Below are 23,769 nucleotides of genomic sequence, written 5' to 3' on the forward strand. Positions count from 1 at the left end.
CTCTTAGCGTTCAACTTTGCAGGTATGTATCCTTAAGCTGTTCACGAAGCGCCCTTTTCAAGAACTTTCCTACACCCGTTTTTGGGATTTCATCCATAAAAATGATTTCATCCGGTAGCCACCATTTCGCAAACTGTGGTTTTAAAAATTCAAGGATGTCTTCCTGCGTCACTTGGTCTTTGTACCCGTCTTTTAAAACGACACAGGCGACTGGCCGTTCCTGCCATTTTTCGTGCGGCATGGCAACGACAGCTGCTTCGAAAACCCCTTCATGGGCCATTAAGGTGTTTTCTATATCAACCGAGGAAATCCATTCGCCTCCACTTTTGATTAAGTCCTTCGTCCGATCGACAATTTTGACAAACCCTTCGTCATCGATTGTGACGACATCACCGGTATAGAGCCAGCCATCTTTAAAGGTTTCCTCTGATCGTTCATCCTTAAAATACTCATCGGCAATCCAAGGTCCTCTTATAAGTAACTCACCCATCTCTTTTCCATCGGGCTTCACTTCACCATCTTGGCCTACGACTTTAATTTCAATCATGGGCGCGACAAGTCCCTGTTTGGCCTTCAGGTCATAAAGTTCTTCCTCAGGCAGGTCATCCTGGTAGCTCTTTGGTTTCGCAACGAATACAAGCGGGCTTGTTTCAGTCATTCCATAGGCATGAAGGAATGGGATATTGTATTTTTGCTCGAATGTCCTGATCATGCTTTTCGGGGCAGCCGACCCACCGCATAAAATGGTGCGCATACTACTTGTGTCATGATTTCCCGTCTCAAGCTCCTTCAACAGCCCAAGCCAGATTGTCGGAACGCCGGCCGCAATTGTGACCTTCTGGGTTTCAATGAGCTCCGCCAAAATTTTCGGTGTGAAGTTCGGTCCCGGCAAGACCATCTTCGTTCCGAACCAAACACTTGCAAATGGCATGCCCCACGCATTTACATGAAACATCGGCACGACCGGAAGCGCTACATCCCGCTCGCTTATTGCCGTCGAATCAGCCAGGCCCAATGCAATCGCGTGCAATAAAATCCCTCTATGTGAATAAAGGACTCCTTTTGGGTTCCCTGTTGTGGCCGATGTGTAACACAAACCTGCTGGAGCGTTTTCATCCAAATCCTTAATGAATGGCTGTGCTGGATTTCCTTCAGCCAATAATGTTTCATAATGATAGACGGGTGATAAAGTAGTCTCAGGAAGCACCTCTTCATCGGTCATGATGATGTATCCCTCAACCGTAGTCAGCTCATCCTTGATCATTTCCAGTAATGGAATCACATCTGGATCTATAAGTAAAAGGCGATCTTCCGCACTATTGACGATATAAGAAATATGCTGAGGAGATAGACGCATATTGATTGTATGGAGGACCGCTCCATGACAAGGGATGGCAAAGTAAGCTTCCAGATGTCGGTGATGATTCCATGCCAGTGTTCCAATTTTGTCACCGGTCTTGATGCCCATTTTTTCGAAGACGCTTGTGAGCCTTCTTGTCCGCTGGGCAGTTTCTGCATACGTAAATGTATGGACTCCGCCGTCCGTACGGGAGACCACTTCTTTTTTCGGAAAATACTTTTCAGCTCTCTCAATGATTTGCGTCATAATCAATGGAGTGTCCATCATAACAATCTCCTCCTTATATAGAAAACGCTTCCATTTATATATTCGACCACATCAAAAATAATCCTTTTTCAATTGATCAGGATTTTACATTTTATTTTATAAATCGACTTCTATTTTGTTTTTTTTATAGAAAATAGAGGTAAAGTATAGATAAATGATATGTAGAGGAGTTAATCCATGGCTAACAATCTTAATGAGGAACTCGATGCTTCCTGTACAAGTGAATACTCTATCCTTTCTCAGGTAATCGTCTGTGAACCAAGGTATATGGAAATACGCGAAGTCATCAATGAAACTCAAAAAGAATTTAAAGAGGAAAACATAGATAGGATACTAGCGATGAAACAGCATGCAAATTTTGTGACGGCACTTAGGAATGAAGGAGTAGACGTCATAAAACTACCACCCCAATCTACATATCCAGAACAGGTCTTCACAAGGGATATCGGCTTTACCATAGGTAATACTGTTTATGTTGCCGAAATGGCAAATGCGATACGTTCAGGAGAAGAACTATTATTGAAACTGTGGCTTGAATTAAATGAAATCCGTTATTTCAATGTAAGTAAAGGGAATATTGAGGGTGGTGATGTTATTCTTGATGGAAAAACGGTATATATAGGAATTAGCGATAGAACCAATGAGAAGGCCATTAAGGAACTACAAGGCCTATTACCCGAATACGAGGTCATACCGGTTCCTTTCGTTGAAAAGTATCTCCACTTGGACTGCATATTCAATATTCTTTCACCGACCGAGGCTCTCGTTTTCCCTGATGCCCTTACCAAGAAGGAACTAGACTTTTTAGGTTCACGTTACGATCTGATCGAAGTGAACGGAGATGAACAATTCACAATGGGCACGAATGTTCTTTCCATCGGAAATAAGAAATTGTTCAGTCTTCCTTGCAATAAAAAGGTCAATAAGCAGCTTCGAGAACGGGGATATGAAGTAATTGAAGTCGATATAAGTGAAATCATCAAATCCGGTGGCTCTTTCCGCTGCTGTACGATGCCACTTTTACGTTCAAAAAACAAGGTCACTGAACTCCGTTAAAAACGGGGTGTTTAAACCGGGTCTTCATCACGGCAGACCCGGTTTATTTTGCGTTACGGACCGACCGGGTTACAAAGAAAGCGACGGAACCTAAAAGCAAGATCAGGAAAATGGACAGAGCTAATGTTCCGAGGCCTTCTTCCTTCCCCATAGCCACATGAACCGATTCCCAACTCGTATACAGGAAAAAGAGGATGATCTCCACCTTCAAAAACAAACTCATCATTCGAGCATTTCTATATTGAAATGCAGCATTTTTTTCGGTTATTTCGATTGGGTAATTAAAAAGGTGCGGGACCCTCTCCAACAACGTCAAGCCAACCCATAAAAAAAGGCTGATGGTAGGAAGGAGCCAAATCAACGCTCTTCCTCCCCATCCATCCACTTCTCCTTTTCCATTAAAGTGAATCGGGACTTCGGCGGGTAATGTGTTCCATACACTGATTAAATAAACCAGGTTGATTACGATGAAGAGAAGTGAAACGATATCCATCATTTTCTCAACGCCCGTCTTGGGAAAATGTAAAACCGGATGATTACTTTTCATGTTTTTCTCCCCCATTTCTTATAAGAATCGGTTATTGTAGTAAGTCCAAGATGACAGCAGAGTCTTCTTCGTTTAATTGCACATACTTGTTTTGATCGTCTTTCGTAACTTCCAGCGCATGTTCACCGGAATTCAACCACACAAAGTAAACAGGGATTTCATCCCCAAAGTTGCGATCATTAAAGTAGAAGATGAAATCTGCTTTCCGGTCATCTTTCTCCATGGGATTTTCCTTCCACGTCACATTTTCCAAAATTTCTTTTGGCTTTACAGTCTTTTTTATGTTTATGTTTTCTTTATAGGCTTCAAATCTATATGTATCTTTTCCTATTCGTTTTTGGATTGAAATACGTTCTTCCCTATCAGAACAACCCGAAGCAAATGTTAATGATACTAGGCATAGTGCAAATAACATTAATCTCCACTTCATTACCACCACCCCCTATAGAGCAAACTACTTTCCCATATATTCATTATACTCGTTCACCCATGGAAAATAATAGGATTGTTCAAGCTGAAAGAGGAAAAACCTCCAAGCTGATTGCCTGAAAGTTTCCGACTCGAATATTTGAGTGAATCAACCAAACCAAATCGTAAATAGCTGTTCATTCACACCAAGGTTATACATATAATAAATTCCGAAAATCGTACTGACCACACCCGTCAACCGAACGAGAGAGCGATTCATTTTTTTTGAGGAAGCGCTAGTCACAAACGGAATGCTCAATATGGCCGTAAACAAGAGCATGCCTAAACAGGTCCCCACCCCAAAAACAATGATATATAAAGCTCCCTGCCAGACAAAGTCTATCGTGCTCATCGTAAGAAGGACCATCGCGGCACTTCCGGCAAGTCCATGGACGACCCCAATGAACATCGATTTCAGGTAGGTATTTCTTTCAAAATGGTCATGTTCATGAGCATTCTTCCAGGAAAAAATCGTGGTCATTCCTAGATACACCAACATGATTCCCACAAGAAACTCGAGTGACATTGCCCAAGCTTCCGGTATCTCATCTTTCAACAGGATCAGGACGACACCGAAAACCAGGAGTGTCAGTGTATGACCAATTCCCCAAAACACCCCGGCGAGCGACGACCTCCAGATTTTCTTGCTTCGGCTGGCAATGGTCGAAACAGCGATCACGTGATCCGGTTCAAGAGCATGCTTGATGCCTAATAAAAATCCGATTCCTAAAACTAGCAATAAACTCATTTCCATACCACTCAATCCCGTCTATTAATAAGTTAGTATTTACGATAAAACACAACATCTTTCTGCAATGCAAGGCTCCGTAAAAGATTCTCGGAAACGGCGAATATTTTCTCGATTAACTGAGTTTGATTCGCTAATACCCTTACCATCAGTCCTCGTATAGGCAATCTCGAAAAACCGATTCTTGCCTTTTGCCCGAAATCAGATAGCGATTCTTCTAATTGCGTTATCATGTCCTCACTTAGCCCATCATGTATGAACAATAATGAACCAAAATGGCTGTATCCTTCCAATAACAAAATGGATTCCATCTGATCGGATGGTTGCAATAATACATGATCCATAATCAGCCTTTTCCGATCATAAAACACATTCATTTTCGAACGAATCCAATCGTATGTAAAATCCTTGCCGCTCTTGGACCATCCCGGGGTGAAGATATCCGTGAGTAGTAGCCCTGACCCTTTATCCATATGTATGTTCGTATCTTGTATATATCGTGCACCTTCATATGCAATCAAGGGGTCCTGAACATAGGTGAGGAAGCTTCCCTTCCTTAATACCATTTCAGTCTCCTGCCTTGCCGGTTCTCCCGTAGTCTTATATACCTTTGTCGCAGACTGGGTCGTCAACGTCAAATGTGCCCCTTCTTCTAAACAGAAATGCTGTTGGTAGCAATCACCCCCGACATAACCACCCCCGACATGAATGAGAAAGTAGGTGGGTGAAGTTTCATCCAGAAAAACAGGACGGGACAGTTTGAAAGCACCCTCATGATAACTGTCCTTCACAATCGTCCGCCCCTTTTTCAGTACTGACGTCAAGCGGATGCTACCGGTCCAATTCATTGCTCTAACCCTATGAAAAAGGCCTCGGATTTAATCCAGTTCACCACATCCTCTAATCCTTTTTCATCTTTTAAATTCGTAAAAAAGAAGGGCTTATTTCCGCGTGTTGCCAATGTATCTCGTTCCATCACTTCAAGACTAGCTCCAACGTAAGGGGCCAAATCCGTTTTATTAATGATGAACAAATCCGATTTGATCATCCCCTGTCCGCCTTTTCGCGGGATTTTCTCCCCTTGGGCCACATCTATGATATAAATCGAAAAATCAACGAGCTCCGGACTAAATGTGGCTGCTAAATTATCACCGCCGCTTTCAACGAAAATTAAATCAAGATCAGGATGAAGGTCCTCCAATTCATCAATCGCCGCGAAGTTCATCGAAGCATCTTCCCGAATCGCCGTATGCGGACAGCCTCCCGTTTCCACCCCGATGATCCGATTTTCAGGCAACACACCGTTTTTCATGAGAAAAAGAGCGTCTTCCTTCGTATAAATATCATTCGTGACGACGGCCATGCTGAAATCATTTGCCATTGCCCTTGTCAACTTTTCGACGAGCATCGTTTTCCCGGCACCAACCGGGCCACCTACACCAATTTTCACAACCTGCTTCATCATAATCGGTTTGTCCCTTCTAGGAGCAAACCTGTCACCTCTTTTCTATTCAACTCATAAATAGCCTTACATGCAATTGCTCATGCCTCATTTGGGAGATTTCCAAACCCGGTAATGTCCTCCCAAGCTCATCCTCTGTCATTTCCTTAATTACCACCACCGCTGATTGTATGATGCCATGTGTCCATAACAACAATGATTGTCCAGCGGTCTGTCCTAACGGGATTCCTCTGACTGCATTTTGAATAAGGGAAGAAACGGCCGCATACAGGCAAGATGTGATGGCCATGTCCACGGAAATGCCAAGCTCCGTACAGACAAGTGCAAAGACGATTGCCGGATGACCGTAACATTTCTTTTCTTTGATTTTGATTAGATAGATTGACAACATATCGGATGGGTACAGTGTCATACAAAGCTTTGCCATCTGCTGCCCAATCCTTCTTGAAGCTTCCCTTGATTCTTTGGCAGAACAGCTCGCAAATAGCTTTTCATCCAAATCCCAAATCCCTTCCTCATCTTGATCCAGAATGAGTGCATATGCGATACGGCACCCCAGGCCATCGGTATAAGATAAGGACTTCAAAATATATACCTTTAAAAATTCTTCAAAAGAGTGCGCATCATGAATCTTCTCTTCCTGTATATAGGTCTCCATCCCAAAGGAGTGGGAAAACGAACCGGACGGAAAATTCGAATCACAAAGCTGGATGAGCGGAAACAACCGTTCATTCATGAGAATGTCCGATATGACGGAATGCCTGCTTTACCTTTCTTTTCTCACGGCGAAAGGGAATGCCTTGCTCTGCAAGCAGCTCTTCAACCAGATAATCATATTGAACCAGCATTTCATCCCCCTCAAATTGTGCCGGCAAATGGCGATTCCCCAATTGATGTGCGATATTGCCCATCTGCCCGACGGATGTAGGCGCGATGGTTAAGATATCATCATCGATCGTCTGAACCACGATCATATTCTTTTCATCCATATACAAAATGTCGCCATCCATTAAATCTTTGTTTTCCTTGAGCCTTATTCCAATCTCATTGCCATGATCCGTTTTCACACGTTGAATTCTTTTTCTTAAAGCATCGCTTTCTAGAAAAACCCGTTCCGTATGTTTCGGTTTATTTTGAATGGACTCAACGTTTCCTATCACCTTTTCGACAATCATGCTATTCACCTCAGAATAAAAAGTATCGCTGTGCCATTGGCAGGTCTTCTGCCGGCTCACACGTAATTAAATCACCGTCGACCGTCACTTCATATGTTTGTGGATCCACTTCGATGACGGGTGTTTCCCCGTTTAACTTCATGTCTTTCTTTGTAAGATTCCGGATATTCGAGACGGTTTTCACAATTTTCTTCAACCCAATTTCCTTATGAATTCCCGCTTCATAAGCAGCTTTGGATAGAAAGGTGATGGATGTACCAGAAACGGCTTGCCCAAAACTCGCAAACATCGGACGATACAAAACCGGTTGTGGGGTCGGAATGGAGGCATTGGGGTCTCCCATGATGCTGTGCGCAATCATGCCCCCTTTTACGATCATATCCGGTTTCACTCCAAAAAAGGCCGGGTCCCACACCACCAAATCTGCAAATTTCCCTTCTTCCAATGATCCGACAACATCGGAGATTCCATGGGTGATGGCTGGATTAATCGTATACTTGGCGACATATCGCTTCACACGGAAATTATCGCCATCTCCTTTCTCCTCCATCATCTTTCCCCGTTGTTTTTTCATTTTATCCGCCGTCTGCCATGTCCGCAGGATGACTTCTCCCACCCGGCCCATTGCCTGAGAATCCGAGCTGATCATGCTGAAGACGCCTAAATCATGGAGAATGTCTTCAGCAGCTATCGTTTCCTTCCTTATCCGGGAATCGGCAAAGGCGATATCCTCCGGTACGGAGGGATCCAAATGATGGCATACCATCAACATGTCTAAATGCTCTTCCAGCGTATTGATGGTATACGGGCGCGTCGGGTTCGTGGAAGAAGGCAAAATATTCGGATAACTCGCGGCCTTAATAATGTCCGGTGCATGTCCGCCACCCGCTCCCTCGGTATGATAGGTATGAATCACACGGCCCTTGATGGCTTCAATCGTATCCTCGACAAAGCCGCCTTCATTAAGGGTATCGGAATGGATGGCTACCTGGACATCATATTCATCCGCTACGGACAAGCTTGTATCGATGGCCGCTGCCGTGGTCCCCCAATCTTCATGCAATTTCAGCCCGATGGCCCCTGCCTTGACCTGCTCGATGAGTGGTTCTTTTGCCGAGGCATTGCCTTTTCCCAAAAAACCGAAATTCATGGGGAAATGTTCAGCCGCCTCAAGCATTTTATGGATATTCCAGGCTCCGGGTGTACACGTCGTGGCATTCGTTCCGGTTGCCGGTCCTGTTCCTCCGCCAATCATCGTCGTGATCCCACTCGATAATGCCGTCTCTATTTGCTGGGGTGCAATGAAATGAATATGTGCGTCAATGCCTCCCGCGGTCACGATCTTTCCTTCGGCAGCGATGATTTCAGTCGCCGCACCAATCGTCATGGTCACCCCATCCATCAATAGGGGATTTCCTGCTTTACCGATTGCCGCAATCTGCCCATCCTTCACCCCGATATCCGCTTTATAGATGCCCGTATAATCGACGATGATTGCATTCGTGAAGACAAGGTCCATGACCCCTTCCCTTTCAGCTGTTGGATGCTGTCCCATCCCATCACGTATGACCTTCCCCCCGCCGAACTTCACTTCATCTCCATATCTAGTGAAATCTTTTTCTATTTCTATGAAAAGCTCTGTATCTGCCAGTCTGACTAAATCCCCGGTCGTCGGACCGAACATGTCGGCATATTGCCTCCGTGACATTTCATGACTCATCCTTCACCCTCCACATCAAGCGGTCCGTTCGTTCGATTGCTTAATCCGTACACTTCCCTTTTGCCGCCAAAAGGAATCAGCTCCACTTCCTTTTCATCGCCTGGTTCAAAGCGGACCGCCGTTCCCGCAGGAATGTTCAACCGTTTCCCATAGGCTTCTTCACGAGTAAATTCCAACCCGTTGTTCACTTCATAAAAATGAAAATGGGAGCCAATCTGAATCGGTCGATCTCCCCGATTGATGACAGAAATGCCTGTCGCAAGCTTCCCTTCATTGCACACAATCGAATCTCTTTTCAAGATATATTCACCTGGTATCATGCCCCAGCCTCCTTACTGAATTGGATTATGGACCGTCACAAGCTTTGTTCCATCCGGAAACGTCGCTTCCACTTGAATATCGTGGATCATCTCCGGGATCCCCCCCATTACATCCTCACTGGATAGAATCATCCGGCCAAATTGCATAAGCTCCGCAACAGAGCGTCCATCCCGTGCCCCTTCCATGATTTCATACGTGATCAAGGCAATGGACTCCGGATAATTCAATTTCACTCCTCTCTCTTTTCTTCTTCTAGCTAAATCCGCTGCAACCACGACCATTAATTTCTCCTGTTCCCTTGCCGTTAAACGCATGACTTCTCTCCTTCTATCATTCTAAAAGAACTGATTTACAAACGAGTCAACCCACATATATAACACAGAAATGTAAGATTTTATAACATATTCTCATTATAAATAATTTTCTGACAATTTCAAGAAGAAAAATGAAAAACGTAAAAACCCTTTCACTCAAACTTGGTGAATATCCATAACCTTGTTATACTTTTATTTAGAAGAAATTTTCTAACAAGATGTGGAGGAATATAAATTGAATTACATAAAAAACCAGTTAAAAGTCACCCGGAGCAGTTTACTAAGTGAAATCAAGGGATTATCGCCAGAGTTTATGGATGTCCAGCCTTCAGGATTCAACAATACGATCCATTGGCACCTTGGTCATGTATTGAGTGCAGCGGAAAAATTCTTATTGGACCCTCCAAATGGCAGTAACCTACCTGACAACTATGGACAACTATTCGGATATGGTTCAAAGCCAGCTGACTGGCCAGAGGATGTCCCATCCACTGATACACTGAAGCTACAGTTAGAGGAGCAACTCGATCGCCTTCTTGCGATTCCAGAAGAAAAATATGCTGATAAAGTGGAAAATCCATTCAAGGGGATGGAAACAGTGGAGGACTTCATTAGCTTTGTCGTCTTACACGAAACGAATCATATCGGACAAATTCATGCGATGAAGCTTCTCGTTCAAGCTTCTAACTGATAACTCAAAAGCCAGGCACACCGATTTTCCAGAAAATCCGGGTGCCTGGCTTTTTTATGTTATGGTCATCAAAGCCAATCGATGGATCGAGTCCCTCCGACCATCCCATTCACAATTATTTTCCCCATGCCCATGTCGATTTTTACGATAAGAAGCCGTTCTATTTTAACCCTTTCTATTATAGAAACCACAAGCACGCGTCATGTAGGAAACTTACTCCTCGTTACGTTTCCTTCATATTCCAGACAAAAGAATCCAAATCTAGACACCAAAACAAAATTTATTCAGCATGTGATGTATAAAAAATGGTGAAACGGTTGAAAAATGTAATTTCTTCCATTATAATGATGAGATTGTTTGTAATAATATTTAATATCAGGATAAAAATGTATGGATTTTCAATTTTCTTCAATCTCCTCTTCCCTCGAATGTAATGTAGATGAACTACTGTCAGTCATGGATCATTCCTAAAAAAAAACGAGAATCAGAGATTAATACTATTAAGTAGGTAGGTGACCCCCAAAATGTGTGGATTTGTTGGTTGTATGCATCAAAAACCCAATCAAATGAATATAGACATGAAAGATCAAATAAATAAAATGAATACGCTTATTACACATAGAGGTCCGGATGATGAAGGTTATTATAATGATGCGTATGTCAATTTTGGTTTCAGACGACTCAGTATCATAGGAATCGAAAGTGGACACCAGCCCCTTTCTTATGAAAATGATCGGTATTGGATCATCTTCAATGGTGAAATCTATAACTATATAGAATTACGCGAAGAACTAATCCAAAAAGGTTATGAATTTACTACCGAATCGGACACAGAAGTCATCATTGCCCTGTTCAGTGACCAAAAGGAACGTATGGTGAGCAAATTAAGAGGCATGTTTGCTTTTGTCATCTGGGATAAAGTGGAGCAATCGATATTCGGTGCCAGAGATCAGTTTGGCATCAAGCCCTTCTTTTACTCAGAACAAGAAGAATTAACTTATTTTGCTTCAGAAAAGAAGAGTATTCTTCTAGCGATGGAAGGAAAGATAGATTCCGACTCCTTACAGCACTATCTTAGCTTTCAATATGTACCTGAACCCGATACGATGACAAGCCAAATTAAAAAACTAGCGCCAGGCCATTGCTTCACGAAAAAGCCAGGTGGCAAGATGAATATCAGCCGATATTGGGCACCGACTTTCAAACCGATGGACCTATCCGAAACACAACTTTCCAAGGAAATTCGTGATGTTTTAATAGATTCGGTGAATGTGCATATGCGAAGTGATGTACCGGTGGGATCGTTCCTATCCGGAGGCATTGATTCTTCGATCATCGTTTCCCTTGCCAAGGAGGTCAACCCCAAACTAAAAACGTTCTCTGTCGGTTTTGAACGGGATGGATTCAGTGAAGTCGACGTGGCGAAAGAAACAGCCCACGCCCTTAATCTAGAGAATATCAGCTATATCATTTCGCCTGAGGAATATCTTGCTGAACTCCCTAAAATCATTTGGCACATGGATGACCCACTGGCAGACCCAGCGGCCGTCCCTTTATATTTCGTGGCTCGTGAAGCCAGAAAACATGTAAAAGTGGTATTATCCGGTGAAGGGGCGGACGAGCTTTTCGGTGGTTATAATATCTATAGGGAACCTCAATCATTGAAAATGTTCAACCATATCCCGAATCCGATCAAACACCTGTTAAAAGTGATGAGTAGGATTTTACCGGATGGAGTGAAGGGGAAAAACTTCATTGAACGTGGTGTCACCCCTTTGCAAGAGAGGTACATCGGTAATGCAAAAATATTTGAAGAACGTGAAAAGAAATCATTGCTTTCGGAATATAAACCAAACTTGGGCTATACGACCGTGACTGATCCCATTTACAATCAATCCAGATCATATGATGCCGTTACGAAAATGCAGCATTTAGATATTCTTACTTGGCTGCAAGGAGACATTCTGTTGAAGGCCGACAAAATGACGATGGCTCACTCTCTTGAACTACGCGTTCCTTTCTTGGATAAAGAAGTGTTTAATGTCGCGACAAAGATTCATTCAGAGCAAAAGATCAAAAACAATACGACTAAATATATACTTCGTAAAGCAGCCGAGGGGATCGTCCCTGACCATGTATTAAATCGGAAGAAATTAGGCTTCCCTGTGCCTATCCGCCATTGGTTAAAGGATGAAATGTATGATTGGGCAAACAATTTGATTCGTACTAGCCCCACAGATTATCTTTTAAATAAAAAAGCGATTTTTGACTTGATGCAGGAACATGTCGCTGGCAAAAAGGATAATAGCAGGAAGTTATGGACCATCATTGTATTTATGATTTGGCATCAAATTTATATAGAATATGCTTATGATTTTAACGATTTAGGTGAGAAACAAGAAAACAAAAAACAAGTTGTACTTACTTAATCGTTCATTCATAGCTATTCAACCTATCCCTATCAAGGCTTCGTCCGAGCCTTGATAGGGATATTTTCATTTATATTGATGCACGATAACAAAACGCGGCGCCCCACCTTTTATCAGAAATAAGAAAAGCACGCTAATGCATCACTTGATTTAATTCATAAATAGATTATCATTAGAAAGACTGAAATCTCATTACAAGCTGACAAGCGTACCATTGTCGTTGGCGGTGGACGTTTTTATTGCGACAACTAGAAGGAGCTACTAACATGAACCCATTACAAAAACGTTTTTCCCTAATTAGAGGTAAGTTCTTCGAGAGGGTCATCGACCGGATTACCCCTGAACTGACAGATATTCAACCCGAAGGATTTAATAATAATATTCACTGGCATCTTGGCCATACATTATTTGTAACGGAAAAGTTCTTGCTTGACCATCCTACAGCAGGTAACTTGCCCGCCAATTACGCTGAATTCTTTGCTCAAGGAACCAGTCCTGCTGATTGGACGGATGAAGTCCCTTCTGTTGAAGTATTAATTGAGCAATTTAAAGAACAGCTTGATCGTCTTCTTGCCATTCCTGAAGAGCGTTTGGCCGAAAAACTCGAAGAACCATTCAAAGGGTTCGAAACATATGGGGAAATGGTGAACCTTGCCCTCTTCCATGAAACTTACCATATGGGCCAAATTCATGCGATGCTACGCGTGATTCACGCTGCAAAATGACATAAACAGAAGCCCCCGCTATCCTAAGCGGGGGCTTCTTACTTTTCTCATGTCAATTGATCATTAATGAAATTACTATAGGCTTGTTCCGCAGCCGCTTCTGATGAAAATAATGCATCATCATCTTCAATCGTATGAAAGGTATCGTTCAGGAATAAAGCGACTGCATTAGGATCTTTCGGATGCTGCACAATTTCTGCAGCCCTTACGTTTGAAACTGAGGGAACGTGCGGATTATTATAAATGACAAACACCTCATCGCCAACTTGTACTTCTTTTGCATTAATAACGTCCATTACATTCTTCCTTTCCTTAGGGATTTACTTAGTTTATGGATAATGAACGAAATTATTTATTGGAAAGATAAACCTGATCAACAAAAAAAAGAACCCTTCAATGGAAGGGAGCAGCATCTTTCACTTGAGCATATTCATCTTCTGTAAGAATCCAATCGGGTGCTGCTTGCGGAAGAACTCTTTCAACATATAGGCAATCCCGTCATCATCGTTCGAGCGGGTGACCCATTTGGCAGCTTTTTTGACTTCAGGGTCCGCATTTCCCATGGCAACACCCAAACCTGATCCCGCGATCATCTCTATATCATCCAGTCCGTCCCCAATCGATACGATTTCGGTCCGCTTCACGCCTAAATGATCCGCTAAATACAAAACGCCACTCCATTTTGAAACACCTCTCGGGACGATTGTCAGCCTGTGCCCAGGATTTGTAGTCACTTCAACTTCCGGAAACATGTCTTTTACCAGTTTGTGCATTTCCACTTGATCTTTCTGCTCAGTAAATATGATATCAACTTTTGTCGGGGACATAGGATGATCCATAAGCTCTTCGCTTATGTCATCCACATAGTTTTGGGCATAAATGTTTTGGTCATTCGTATACATGACCGTTTTACCGAGTAAGTTTTCCGGGAGATTAACTCGATTGCCAAGGGAGTACTTTTCATGATGGAGCATTATTTGGGAATTGGTCTTCTCCAGCATTTGCACGAGTTCCACGGTCAATTCTTCCGACATTCTTTTTACCATGATGGGTTTCTCAATGGATGCACCGACAAAAGCTCCGTGTTGGGCAACAATCATTGGATTTATTTTTAGGGCTTTGGCCACTTTTTTTGCAGAATGGTAGTTTCTTGACGTTACAAGTGCAACATGGACACCCTTATCGTGAACATACTCAATGGCCTCTTTGGTCGATTTATTTAAACGGCCATTGGACTGAAGCAATGTTCCATCAATGTTAACCGCTAATAGACGATATACCATGTAGATCTCCCCCATCTGTAATATCCTCTTTCAAATTTATGACTAAAATTTGTAGAGTAGAACAGGATCAGTTTGTCTTTCTTTTTCAAAAAAACTCCTTCGCCATAAGGCAAAGGAGTTTTTTTTGGTATTATTGCTGTTCAGCTGGGCCGTATAAATCTTCTAGTGGCTTCATGATGATTTTGTTAAGGTCGGCAATGACCATGCTCATCCGTTGTTCCGCTTCCATCAATTGAGAAATCGTTGGGTTCTGTTGAACAAGTTGCACAGTTTTTTGAGCTTGTGCCACTTCTTCGGGATCAATTTCCTGCCCCATCATTTGCTTTTGTTGCAATGTCATCTGCAAGTTACGGAAGTTTTCGAACATCCCTTTCGTAGCTGGGTCTGAATTGACTAAATCATATAACCGTTGCAAGTCTGCATATTCATTGCTTGATCGAATCGCTTTTTCCATTTCATATGCTGCATCATACACGTTACTCATAAAATTTTCCCCTCCCGGTAATCATTGTATTCCTACACCTTTCCCACTATAACAAATCCCTTTACTAATTACACGTCATCCTAATAAAACGGTCACAAATCCTTGGAATAGACCGATGATTCCACCAAGCAGGGCACCTAGATATGTGATCATCGATAATTCCTTCTTAGTGATGGAGACAACCATTTGCTCCAAGCGTGAAACGGAAAAGGAAGATACCTGTTCCTCCACGATATCATCCAAATGCAGTCGTTGGAAGAGTGGCTGGAAATGGACAATTAAATAGTCCGCGGCTTTTTCAACAAAAATCGGAACACCTTTGTTGACGATGGTATCCGCAAAACTAGCCGTCAGTTCACGAACCGGTTTTTCCATGATGGAAGCGACCGGAATCCATTCTCCCGTTTTTTCTGTAATCAGCGTGCGGATCGTGTCTTTTCCAATTAATCCTTCCACTTTCTCCATATCCCATTTTTCAAGGTTTCTCAACTCTTTTTCCATCATGACCGATAATAAGTCGACCGTCCGGGATTGATCAAAGAATTTAATGATCTCAGGCTGAATCTTATCGATCAACTTTTCATTTCCGATAAACATTTGAATCAAGTTAATCATTTTTCCTCGCTCTTTGAAAAAATCATCAAGCATTTCTTCGAGTCGTCCCTTGCCATCGGCACTGTTGAAGTATTCTTTCCCCTTCGTTACGATATATTTCGAAATGTCCGGGATTGATTTCACCGCTTTTTGCTGGATATTCAAAGGAATGATGTCTTGTAGACTCTTTCCTCGGTTTTCCGCTGCCCATGTTTCGTATTTACCAAGGACGAATGTCTGTAAACGCTGTTCCATTGTCAGGGAAGAATTCTTCATCCCCAATTGGTCCAACAGTTGTGCCGTACTTTTTTCCGTGGACAACGCCTTCTTCACTTCTGACTGTACGAAAATCTTCATATTCTTTATAGAGGCATCATTAATAACCTTACTTTGAATGCTCTCGGGTGTGATTAAATGTTCGACGACCAATTTCCCTAACTGCTTGGCTAACTCATCCTGCCGCTTCGGAATTAAACCCGGTGTCAACGGCACCTGCTTTCCAAAAATAAATATGGGCTTATAGGGTCTGAACAGCATGCGGATTGCCAATAAATTGGTGAACCCTCCTATGACTGCACCGACAACGACCATAAACAGTATTTTTACCCACAACTCATCCATGATGTTTTTCTCCTTTTATTGCTTGAAATAGGGGCTATATGACACGTTCTACTTTGAAAAACATAGAATGTGATATCCACTTTTGCCCATCATTTAATTATAAAAGGATATCAAACTTAGTGCAAACGGGGAATTATTATGACCTTGAAATACCAAAAAGTTTTTATTACGGTAAATTCAGCTGCTACAAGAAAGAAGGCACTGTTGTTTGTCGAAGAAAAACTATTTCAGGAATGGGACCTTCAATATGGAGAACCTCTTACGCTCATTGCCGGACGGCGTTCTGTCCCGGTACTTGTCCAAACATTCGCCTCACCGGAATCCACCATAAAGATCTCACATGATACGAACCAATTCTTATCTCTGCCTCCCTTCTCGGGGCCGGTCTCCGTTTCCTTTCATGCAGAGGAGAGAACGTTGCAAATAGCGCCTTTCCTTGCCGTCCTCATTAACCAGGGGCCCTTGCAGAGCGGCACATTCGGTGAAATGGAACCATTTTATCAGGAGATGATAGCCTATTGTAATCAAAAAGGCTTTCCTTTCTTTTTGGCAAAACCACAGCCACTTGCGGACGGGATCCTTACAGGATATTGGCCAGGGGCGAATGGGTGGGAGACCCTTGAGCTCCCCATTCCTGATGTGTTTTACAATCGGATCCACTCCCGGAAGGTGGAAGGAACACCACTATTCGAAAACTTTTCAACGGAATTGAAATCCCTTGCCATTCCCATGTTCAACGGGCGGTTCCTTTCCAAGCATGATGTGCATGAGCTTCTGCTCTCAGATTATACCCTGCTTCCACATTTACCCGAGACGGTGATGTTTAATGAACAGGAACCCTTCATGACATTTTTAGATAAGCATCCAGTAAGCTATCTAAAGCCCTCGACAGGCAGTCAGGGGCGGAATATCTGCAAGCTGACCGAATCATCGGGCAGATGGGTAATCGAGCATGCTGGAACAGAAAACAATATCCATACTATCGAAACGAAGGAGAAATTATTCTCGGCCTTGAAAAAGTTTTGCCGGAATCAAGCTTACATCCTTCAAAAGGGGATTTCCTTATTCGAGATCGATCAGAAATTAGTGGATTTCCGCATCCTGCTTCATAAAAACGGACAGCATCAATGGAAGGTCACCTCCATGGTTGCACGAATCGGGGATTCGGGAAATATCGTTTCCAACCTCGCACAAGGTGGTGTCATGAAGAACGGTTTCGACTTTTTAAAAGAGATCGTGGATCACCAAGAAGCCAAACGTTTATATCAAAGCCTTATCCGTTTAGCTAAGAAGACGGCAGTTGCGCTTGATGACAACCATCTGGAATTATTTGGGGAGCTGGGTATCGATTTAGCCCTTGATAGTAACAAGCATCCTTGGATCATAGAAGTGAATTCGAAGCCCTCAAAAAAATTCCAAGGTACCTATGAAACATTCCGGCCATCTGTAAAGTCGATTATTGAGTTTATGTATGCGATAAATGAGTGAAGACCATCCATAAAAGGAGTTGCTGGCACGTGTTAATAGGGCTAATGTCCACGAAAGATACACAAGAAAATCATTATTTCACCGAGCTAGCCAAGACGGCTAAAACCCTTGGCATGAATGTTTGTAAGTTCGTACCGGAAAATATGGACGTTGATTCGAAGAAAATCAAGGGCGAGCGCTTTGATGGGGAAAAAGAAGTTTGGCTTCCTGCTTCACTTGACCTTCCTGATTTTGTATATGACCGTTGTTTTCATGGCATTTCCCGTGAGCATAATGATATACGTGAGAAAATAAATTGGTTAAAAGAAAACTCGAATTTTCTTGGGCTTGGCCTCCCTGGCAAATGGGATGTTTACCAAACATTGAAAACCAATCCCCTGCTTCAAGCCTTTTTCCCAGAGACGGAGCGGGTCACGACACCTGAGCAAATAATCGAGCACATGGAACGACTGGAAAAAATCATCATTAAGCCCGAGTTTGGATCAGGCGGTCTTGGCATTTACCTTCTGACGAAAACTAAGGAAGGCACAACCGTCTCCATGACCAAAAAAGGAACGAAATATGACCGCCAATTCGAATCAAAATCGCAACTGAATAAATGGCTACAGCACTTATTAACTCGCTATAGTTACCTATGTCAACCTTATTTAGAATTGAGCAACCAGAAGAACGAACCATTCGACTTACGGATTTTGCTTCAGAAAAACGAAAAAAACCAGTGGCTGGAACGGGGGCGGGGCATTCGTCTTGGGAAACAAGATCATATCACTTCCAATCTGACGACTGGCGGAGAAGCCTTATCGCTTGAAGCCTTCATGAAAAAGAATCCTGATTCCATCCCAGTAACCGTCGAACAAACCATCCAGCATATCCTCCGGACTCTCCCTGTGGAGACGGAAGGCGCTTTTCAAAGGCTATTCGAACTTGGAATCGATTTAGGCATCGATAAGGCGGGGAAAATTTGGATTTTGGACATTAACTCCAAGCCCGGAAGAAAGATCATCCAAACACTCCAACCAGAGTCCATGAAAGAAATTTATCAAGCCCCGTTCAAATATTGCCAATATTTATCCGAACATCTTCTGAAAGCAGGTGAATGACCCATGCGAAAGACATACCCTGCAGAGATTGCCAACATCCCCGGCCACGTCCTTTTTTATCCGTCTGACCTTGGGGAATTGGGGGATATCGAATTAATTTATTTTGGGCAGCATTCCTGCCCTGCAGCCGTCAAGCCAAATCCAGCCATCAAGCAATCCATCGTACTCTCGAATAGTCTTGCCGATTCTTTGATGTTCAACGAGATCGATACTCCCCTTCATTTATTTATATACGGGAAGAGCCTTCATATCGGCCCACTCATTGGAATTTTCTCATCAGGCTTCACAGGCATTTCCAATAAACCGCTTGGGGAACGTTCCGGCTTTTTTTCGAAATTACTTTCTCTCAGTCAAACAACCGGTTGTATCCCCTTTGTTTTCGGTGAGAATGTCATCAATTGGGATCAAGAAACGATTAAAGGATATGTATATGAGAAGGAAAACTGGCAGATCAACGAATTCCCTTTTCCCAACGTCGTATATGACCGGCTCCCCAACCGAATGACGGAAAACCGTGAGGGGCCAAAGGAAGTGAAGCAAAAGTTCCAAAAGGAATATAAGATTCCTTGGTACAATCCTGGTTTCTTCAATAAATGGGATGTTTACGAACGGTTGAATGCGGATGATCGGGCTTTGCCATTTTTACCGGAGACCTACCCTTTTCAATCTCTATCCGTCGTCGAGACGCTTCTGTCGCATTATCGCCAAGTCTATATCAAACCCATTCATGGTAGCCTTGGCCTCGGCATTCATCAAATTCTGTATGATAAGCATGAAAATGTCTACTATTGCCGGTATAAAAATGAGGAACAGGAAAACAAATTACAAAAGTTCTCCACACTCGAATCCATCCTCAAACATGTATTTCATAATCGACCGCTTGAGAACCTGATCGTTCAACAAGGCATCCCGTTAATCCGCTCTTCAAAGCGGCCAGTGGATTTCAGGGTCCATACGAACAAGGACAGCAATGGGGTTTGGCAAGTGACGGCCATCGCCGCAAAAGTTTCCGGGGCTGGCAGTGTGACGACCCATATTAAAAGCGGCGGGGTCATCAAGACGGTTGCCGAACTATACGGAGATGACGAAGAAGCTAAACGGATCGAGGAAAAGCTATCAGAAGCCGCTCTTATATTAAGTGAAAGCATCGAGGAGCACCTAGATGGCATCATAGGAGAAATCGGCTTCGATTTCGGATTGGATAAAAAAGGGCAAGTATGGATGTTCGAAGCTAATTCTAAACCAGGCCGTTCTATCTTTTCCCATCCAAAGTTAAAGGAATTTGAACTTTTAACCAGGAAGCTCAGCCTTGATTATGCCATTTATCTTACCGAACAGACGATTTCACAAACGATTGGTACACAGAAATGAACATTTTTTATGATGTTCCCTCTGAGAGATGGAGCCATAACGAGGAAGATATGCAGCTATATGCGGGAGCCGCGAATGAGGAAATCCCTTTTAAGCAGGACACCCAGGATCAGACACTTTTTCCGATTACTTTATTTCCGGGAAACCGGGTGCTAGTCGTTGGTATCTTGACCTCTCTAGATCCAAAGAAGGAATCAGGTATAGGGGGGAATTTGACACTTTTTCAGAATTTATCTCAATATTTATCGAATCATGGGATATTGGCCTATGTATTCACGGTTGAATCCTTGCTTTCCAACTACATGAAAGGCTTCATCTTTTCTTCACAAACGAACACATGGAATGAGGTAAAATTACCACTGCCCGATATCGTTTATAATCGCATTCCCAAAAGGGGATTCGAAGCATCGGAAAGTTTTCAAGAACTCCTTTCCTTTTTTAAAGAACATCGCATCACTTTATTCAACCCTCATTTTTTGGATAAGTACTTGATGTACGAAGCATTGACGGAAGATGGATCTCTAGCCCGCCATCTTCCATCGACCATAGACCTATCCGACCCTACCCAACTAGCGGACTTCTTACATTTCCACAAACATATTTATTTGAAACCATGCAAAGGAAGCCAAGGTAAGGGCATCTACACCCTGCTAGAAAAACCTGATGGCACCCTCCAATTCAATAGCCTGAAACATCAGGAATTGTATTCTGATTTCTCCGCGTTTTGGGAAGCCAATAAGGCGTCGCTCAAAAAGAGGGGGTATCTAGCCCAACGAGCGGTCATTCCAAAGAAACTGAATGGACACCGATACGATTACCGTATTCTTGTTCATTATGAAAATGGGTTTTATAAAGTGACCGGCAAGGGCGTGAGGATGTCGCAAACCCAGGAAATCACAACCCATACACCAAGGGGGGGAAAGCTTTTTCCCTATCAGCAGCTACAAACGAGGCCGTTAAACAGGAAGTTGGCGAACATTGCGCAAAGATGTGGAATCATCCTCTCCAGGAAGTTTGGCTTTCTTGGGGAATTCTCCATTGATATCGGGGAAGATACATCCGGTGCTCTATTCATTTATGAAGTCAATTCAAAACCCATGCAATTTGATGAAGAGGAAATTGAAGCGAGCCGCCTACTACATTTAAAAAACCTGTTCATTGAATTAACTTTTCCGAATCACATAAGAAAATAACCTCCATCCTGCTTTTTCCATTATAATGAAATGAGAAACAGCGATATGGAGGTTATACATATGATTACGCATTTTCAATGGAAGCCGTTGCACAAGAATTTACCTGGCTGGAAGATTTCCTTTTACTTCAATAAATTGGCCGTCCAAGCCCTCTATCATAAAGATGGGTCCATTGAGTGGTTAACCAATCCGCCTGTAGAGTCAGAGGAAGAAAAACTCAAGGGCATGATTCATGATTTAATGGTGTACCACGTGTACGACTAAATAGAATAAAGAATCCCTCTTTGGCTAACACTAATAAAAAGCCAAGGAGGGATTTCATTTGGATAAAGAAAAGATTACATTTCTGAAGGATACCGAGTATGACGGTAAGGATTCTGTATATCTCGATATCGACCGTATCATCAATGAAGGACTTGCTGGCGGAAACGTCTATGAAGCCGCGGACACCTTGAACATTGAGGAAGCCCATGACTTTCATGATGAAACGGAACCGAACATCAATAAAGATTGAAAACAAGGGCTTCCCTTATGGGTGGCTCTTTACTTGATTTCTTGATAGCCGAATATTTCTAGATTCACTTGGCTAAAGGCTCTTTCAAGATTTGCTTCGTATTCTTTCCTATCTTCTACGTTTTTGCCATGAACCTGGATTTCCTCAATCAAGCTTGCTCGGCAATCATCTAAAGATATCATTTCTTCCACACAAAAGTTACGCATGATTTGCGCTTTTAAATAGTCCGTAAAATGCTCAACTGTACCAAACAATGATATGGCCCCCTATGATAGCTGTCCTGTCTAATTAGCAGGATTCTTTTTGAATGTTGTCCAATATGGACTTGTAAAAAACAAAAAACAACTTCCCATTCAGAAGTTGTTAGAGTGCAAACGAAACATAACAAAAATGACCATGATTCCCCATTTTTCTACAAAAATAAGAAAGCATGTTCTTGCTAATTTTTCGCACTTAACACCCCCTATCCTCGTAGGTTTCTGGCGTTGTGCTAAAAACGGGCAGGTCTCCTGGCTCATGATCATCGCTTTTCGAACCTTCCCATCTTTTCTTGCAAAAAAGACAGTGGCATTCCTTCGAATCGCTCTCATTTACAGTTGCGGGACAGCGTCGGATTCTAACCGACTTCCCTTTTAAGCAGATAAGCTACACTTTCTTATCTGCACCCATTTCTAGACGAAATACTATTTTTCAGTTTAACTGTATCAAATTTTCACTAGGATTACAATGAGGCTCCTGCCTTGTTCTTGGGCCCTATCTATCCTCTTTCCTCCTATTCATCATTTCTTCCTGTCCTCTGAATACACCCTACTCTCTTTCAGTATCGATGTAATGATATGCTCCGAATCCCATTCATGACCGGATATCTCGATAAGCGGATACCGATTAGGCAACACGTTTTGCTGAATTTCATGGACTTCCAATCCTTGATCATGCAAACGCAGAATTTCACCGCGCAGATTTTCCAAGTAACTGAGCTTTCTTCCAAACATTTCCTTTCCGTTCGGGACATATCCGGCATGGCAGCAAAAGACCTCTTTAAAATCATACTGAAGCAGTTTCTTGATGGATTCCATGATGACCGGGATAGATTCTTCCCTTAAAACGAGCTTCGTTTTCGGCGTTACAAACAGGTCACCCGAAAACAGCATACCATTACTATGGTTCAGGTAAACCATATGGTCCCTCGAATGCCCTGGCGTAAAGATTGGCTCCCATGTTTGAGTGCGTGAATGGACGATCCCTCCTAATGGTTCTGCCTTGAAGGCATCCCTATCTCCCCAAAAAACTCTACGATAATCGGGATATTCTGCATCCTTTGCACAAATATCGAGGGACATCGGATGAATATAGATGGGAACGTTCCTATGTTCCTGTATCCATGCGGCCCCACCCGTATGGTCCTCATGATAATGCGTCAGCGCAACCATATCGTAATCAGCGGTTTCAAAGAATGGAGTAAGTTCCTTCAACAAGATTTTTGCCCCCGTATCAACTAACATGCCATCGGTTAAGAACACATTCACGCTCATGCCTGATTTGTTTCCTTCCGGTGTCCCTTTTACGCAAACCACATCGTTTATCGTTTTCATTTCCAGCATGACTTTCCACCCCAATCATTTTTTTGGAAAAACTCATCATCCTTTATTTTCTAATTTACTTACAATAAATGTATTATCTCTCCATACTTTTTACAAGTATAATATTTTTTCTAATGATGGGAGTGATCAAAGTCCATATTCTTACGCAGACAGGCCATGTAAGATCCGGGACGTTCCGTGTAACTTAGCAAATGGCCACTATAATCTGGGCAAGTAGATCGTTTGATTCATAATCTT

Annotated in this window: 27 protein-coding genes and 1 riboswitch; of the genes, 10 read left to right on the forward strand and 17 right to left on the reverse strand. The window is 42.7% G+C overall.

Going from position 1 to position 23,769, the window contains the following annotated elements:
- Window positions 1-10 precede the first annotated feature (10 nt).
- Window positions 11-1,627, reverse strand: a complete 1,617-nt coding sequence (locus tag ACIQXU_RS13980) for a long-chain fatty acid--CoA ligase (protein ID WP_402990156.1) — start codon at window positions 1,625-1,627, stop codon at window positions 11-13.
- Between the two features lie 177 nt (window positions 1,628-1,804).
- On the opposite strand from ACIQXU_RS13980, the gene ACIQXU_RS13985 reads away from it, so the two are divergent.
- Window positions 1,805-2,683, forward strand: coding sequence for a dimethylarginine dimethylaminohydrolase family protein (locus tag ACIQXU_RS13985; RefSeq protein WP_402990159.1), 879 nt, complete (start codon window positions 1,805-1,807; stop codon window positions 2,681-2,683).
- Window positions 2,684-2,726: 43 nt separating this feature from the next.
- Here the strand turns inward: ACIQXU_RS13985 and ACIQXU_RS13990 are convergent, their stop codons facing one another.
- The 10 genes from ACIQXU_RS13990 to ACIQXU_RS14035 form a co-directional block, all read right to left on the reverse strand.
- On the reverse strand, window positions 2,727-3,230 hold the full coding sequence (locus ACIQXU_RS13990) for a DUF1648 domain-containing protein (RefSeq protein ID WP_402990162.1): 504 nt from the start codon (window positions 3,228-3,230) through the stop codon (window positions 2,727-2,729).
- Between the two features lie 31 nt (window positions 3,231-3,261).
- Window positions 3,262-3,660: a hypothetical protein gene (locus ACIQXU_RS13995; protein ID WP_402990165.1), complete on the reverse strand. Its 399-nt coding sequence runs from the start codon at window positions 3,658-3,660 to the stop codon at window positions 3,262-3,264.
- Between the two features lie 147 nt (window positions 3,661-3,807).
- The gene (locus ACIQXU_RS14000) at window positions 3,808-4,452 is read right to left on the reverse strand and encodes a HoxN/HupN/NixA family nickel/cobalt transporter (protein WP_402990166.1); all 645 of its coding nucleotides are present in this window, start codon (window positions 4,450-4,452) and stop codon (window positions 3,808-3,810) included.
- Window positions 4,453-4,478: 26 nt separating this feature from the next.
- Window positions 4,479-5,294 (reverse strand): urease accessory protein UreD, encoded by an 816-nt coding sequence (locus ACIQXU_RS14005; RefSeq protein ID WP_402990169.1) that lies wholly within the window; start codon window positions 5,292-5,294, stop codon window positions 4,479-4,481.
- Window positions 5,291-5,908 (reverse strand): urease accessory protein UreG, encoded by a 618-nt coding sequence (gene ureG, locus ACIQXU_RS14010; RefSeq protein ID WP_402867692.1) that lies wholly within the window; start codon window positions 5,906-5,908, stop codon window positions 5,291-5,293. The genes ACIQXU_RS14005 and ureG overlap by 4 nt, the downstream gene beginning before the upstream one ends.
- A gap of 49 nt (window positions 5,909-5,957) precedes the next feature.
- Entirely contained in the window at window positions 5,958-6,644 is a 687-nt protein-coding gene (locus ACIQXU_RS14015) for an urease accessory protein UreF (protein WP_402990172.1), read from the reverse strand.
- On the reverse strand, window positions 6,637-7,083 hold the full coding sequence (gene ureE, locus ACIQXU_RS14020; RefSeq protein WP_402990175.1) for an urease accessory protein UreE: 447 nt from the start codon (window positions 7,081-7,083) through the stop codon (window positions 6,637-6,639). Before ureE ends, ACIQXU_RS14015 begins: the two co-directional genes overlap by 8 nt.
- Window positions 7,084-7,093: 10 nt before the next feature.
- Window positions 7,094-8,803: an urease subunit alpha gene (ureC, locus tag ACIQXU_RS14025; RefSeq protein ID WP_402990178.1), complete on the reverse strand. Its 1,710-nt coding sequence runs from the start codon at window positions 8,801-8,803 to the stop codon at window positions 7,094-7,096.
- Window positions 8,800-9,123 carry an urease subunit beta gene (locus ACIQXU_RS14030; protein ID WP_402867688.1) on the reverse strand — a complete coding sequence of 108 codons (324 nt, stop codon included), beginning with the start codon at window positions 9,121-9,123 and terminating at the stop codon, window positions 8,800-8,802. Before ACIQXU_RS14030 ends, ureC begins: the two co-directional genes overlap by 4 nt.
- A gap of 12 nt (window positions 9,124-9,135) precedes the next feature.
- Complete coding sequence (locus tag ACIQXU_RS14035) at window positions 9,136-9,438, reverse strand: urease subunit gamma (RefSeq protein WP_402990182.1); 303 nt, start codon at window positions 9,436-9,438, stop codon at window positions 9,136-9,138.
- 235 nt (window positions 9,439-9,673) lie between these two features.
- Between ACIQXU_RS14035 and ACIQXU_RS14040 the strand changes: the two genes are divergently transcribed.
- From ACIQXU_RS14040 to ACIQXU_RS14050, 3 genes are all read left to right on the forward strand, one after another.
- Complete coding sequence (locus tag ACIQXU_RS14040; protein WP_402990185.1) at window positions 9,674-10,129, forward strand: DinB family protein; 456 nt, start codon at window positions 9,674-9,676, stop codon at window positions 10,127-10,129.
- Between the two features lie 524 nt (window positions 10,130-10,653).
- Entirely contained in the window at window positions 10,654-12,558 is a 1,905-nt protein-coding gene (gene asnB / locus ACIQXU_RS14045; protein WP_402990187.1) for an asparagine synthase (glutamine-hydrolyzing), read from the forward strand.
- A 266-nt stretch (window positions 12,559-12,824) separates the two neighbouring features.
- Window positions 12,825-13,283, forward strand: a complete 459-nt coding sequence (locus tag ACIQXU_RS14050; protein WP_402867684.1) for a DinB family protein — start codon at window positions 12,825-12,827, stop codon at window positions 13,281-13,283.
- Window positions 13,284-13,330: 47 nt separating this feature from the next.
- Here the strand turns inward: ACIQXU_RS14050 and ACIQXU_RS14055 are convergent, their stop codons facing one another.
- From ACIQXU_RS14055 to ACIQXU_RS14070, 4 genes are all read right to left on the reverse strand, one after another.
- Window positions 13,331-13,579, reverse strand: coding sequence for a transcriptional regulator SplA domain-containing protein (locus tag ACIQXU_RS14055; RefSeq protein ID WP_402867683.1), 249 nt, complete (start codon window positions 13,577-13,579; stop codon window positions 13,331-13,333).
- A 120-nt stretch (window positions 13,580-13,699) separates the two neighbouring features.
- Window positions 13,700-14,566, reverse strand: coding sequence for a Cof-type HAD-IIB family hydrolase (locus ACIQXU_RS14060; protein ID WP_402867682.1), 867 nt, complete (start codon window positions 14,564-14,566; stop codon window positions 13,700-13,702).
- Between the two features lie 130 nt (window positions 14,567-14,696).
- Window positions 14,697-15,050, reverse strand: coding sequence for a YlbF/YmcA family competence regulator (locus tag ACIQXU_RS14065; protein ID WP_402867681.1), 354 nt, complete (start codon window positions 15,048-15,050; stop codon window positions 14,697-14,699).
- Between the two features lie 75 nt (window positions 15,051-15,125).
- Entirely contained in the window at window positions 15,126-16,265 is a 1,140-nt protein-coding gene (locus ACIQXU_RS14070; protein WP_402867680.1) for a DUF445 domain-containing protein, read from the reverse strand.
- A 138-nt stretch (window positions 16,266-16,403) separates the two neighbouring features.
- Here ACIQXU_RS14070 and ACIQXU_RS14075 point away from each other — a divergent pair, with 138 nt between their 5' ends.
- From ACIQXU_RS14075 to ACIQXU_RS14100, 6 genes are read left to right on the forward strand one after another with little or no spacing between them, the layout of a single operon-like run.
- The gene (locus tag ACIQXU_RS14075; protein WP_402990190.1) at window positions 16,404-17,753 is read left to right on the forward strand and encodes a YheC/YheD family endospore coat-associated protein; all 1,350 of its coding nucleotides are present in this window, start codon (window positions 16,404-16,406) and stop codon (window positions 17,751-17,753) included.
- A gap of 29 nt (window positions 17,754-17,782) precedes the next feature.
- A complete protein-coding gene (locus ACIQXU_RS14080) occupies window positions 17,783-18,853 on the forward strand; it encodes a YheC/YheD family endospore coat-associated protein (RefSeq protein WP_402990193.1) in 1,071 nt (356 codons plus the stop codon).
- A gap of 3 nt (window positions 18,854-18,856) precedes the next feature.
- On the forward strand, window positions 18,857-20,224 hold the full coding sequence (locus ACIQXU_RS14085; RefSeq protein WP_402867677.1) for a YheC/YheD family endospore coat-associated protein: 1,368 nt from the start codon (window positions 18,857-18,859) through the stop codon (window positions 20,222-20,224).
- Window positions 20,225-20,274: 50 nt separating this feature from the next.
- A complete protein-coding gene (locus ACIQXU_RS14090) occupies window positions 20,275-21,417 on the forward strand; it encodes a YheC/YheD family endospore coat-associated protein (protein ID WP_402990196.1) in 1,143 nt (380 codons plus the stop codon).
- Window positions 21,418-21,477: 60 nt separating this feature from the next.
- The gene (locus tag ACIQXU_RS14095; protein ID WP_402867675.1) at window positions 21,478-21,681 is read left to right on the forward strand and encodes a YheE family protein; all 204 of its coding nucleotides are present in this window, start codon (window positions 21,478-21,480) and stop codon (window positions 21,679-21,681) included.
- Between the two features lie 58 nt (window positions 21,682-21,739).
- A complete protein-coding gene (locus ACIQXU_RS14100; RefSeq protein ID WP_402867674.1) occupies window positions 21,740-21,931 on the forward strand; it encodes a hypothetical protein in 192 nt (63 codons plus the stop codon).
- A gap of 29 nt (window positions 21,932-21,960) precedes the next feature.
- Here the strand turns inward: ACIQXU_RS14100 and ACIQXU_RS14105 are convergent, their stop codons facing one another.
- Window positions 21,961-22,185: a hypothetical protein gene (locus ACIQXU_RS14105; protein WP_402867673.1), complete on the reverse strand. Its 225-nt coding sequence runs from the start codon at window positions 22,183-22,185 to the stop codon at window positions 21,961-21,963.
- A 228-nt stretch (window positions 22,186-22,413) separates the two neighbouring features.
- Window positions 22,414-22,615: riboswitch (cobalamin riboswitch) on the reverse strand.
- Window positions 22,616-22,710: 95 nt separating this feature from the next.
- On the reverse strand, window positions 22,711-23,532 hold the full coding sequence (locus ACIQXU_RS14110) for an MBL fold metallo-hydrolase (protein WP_402990199.1): 822 nt from the start codon (window positions 23,530-23,532) through the stop codon (window positions 22,711-22,713).
- Window positions 23,533-23,769 lie beyond the last annotated feature (237 nt).

The organism is Peribacillus sp. NPDC097284 (assembly GCF_044761765.1).
GTDB lineage: Bacteria > Bacillota > Bacilli > Bacillales > DSM-1321 > Peribacillus.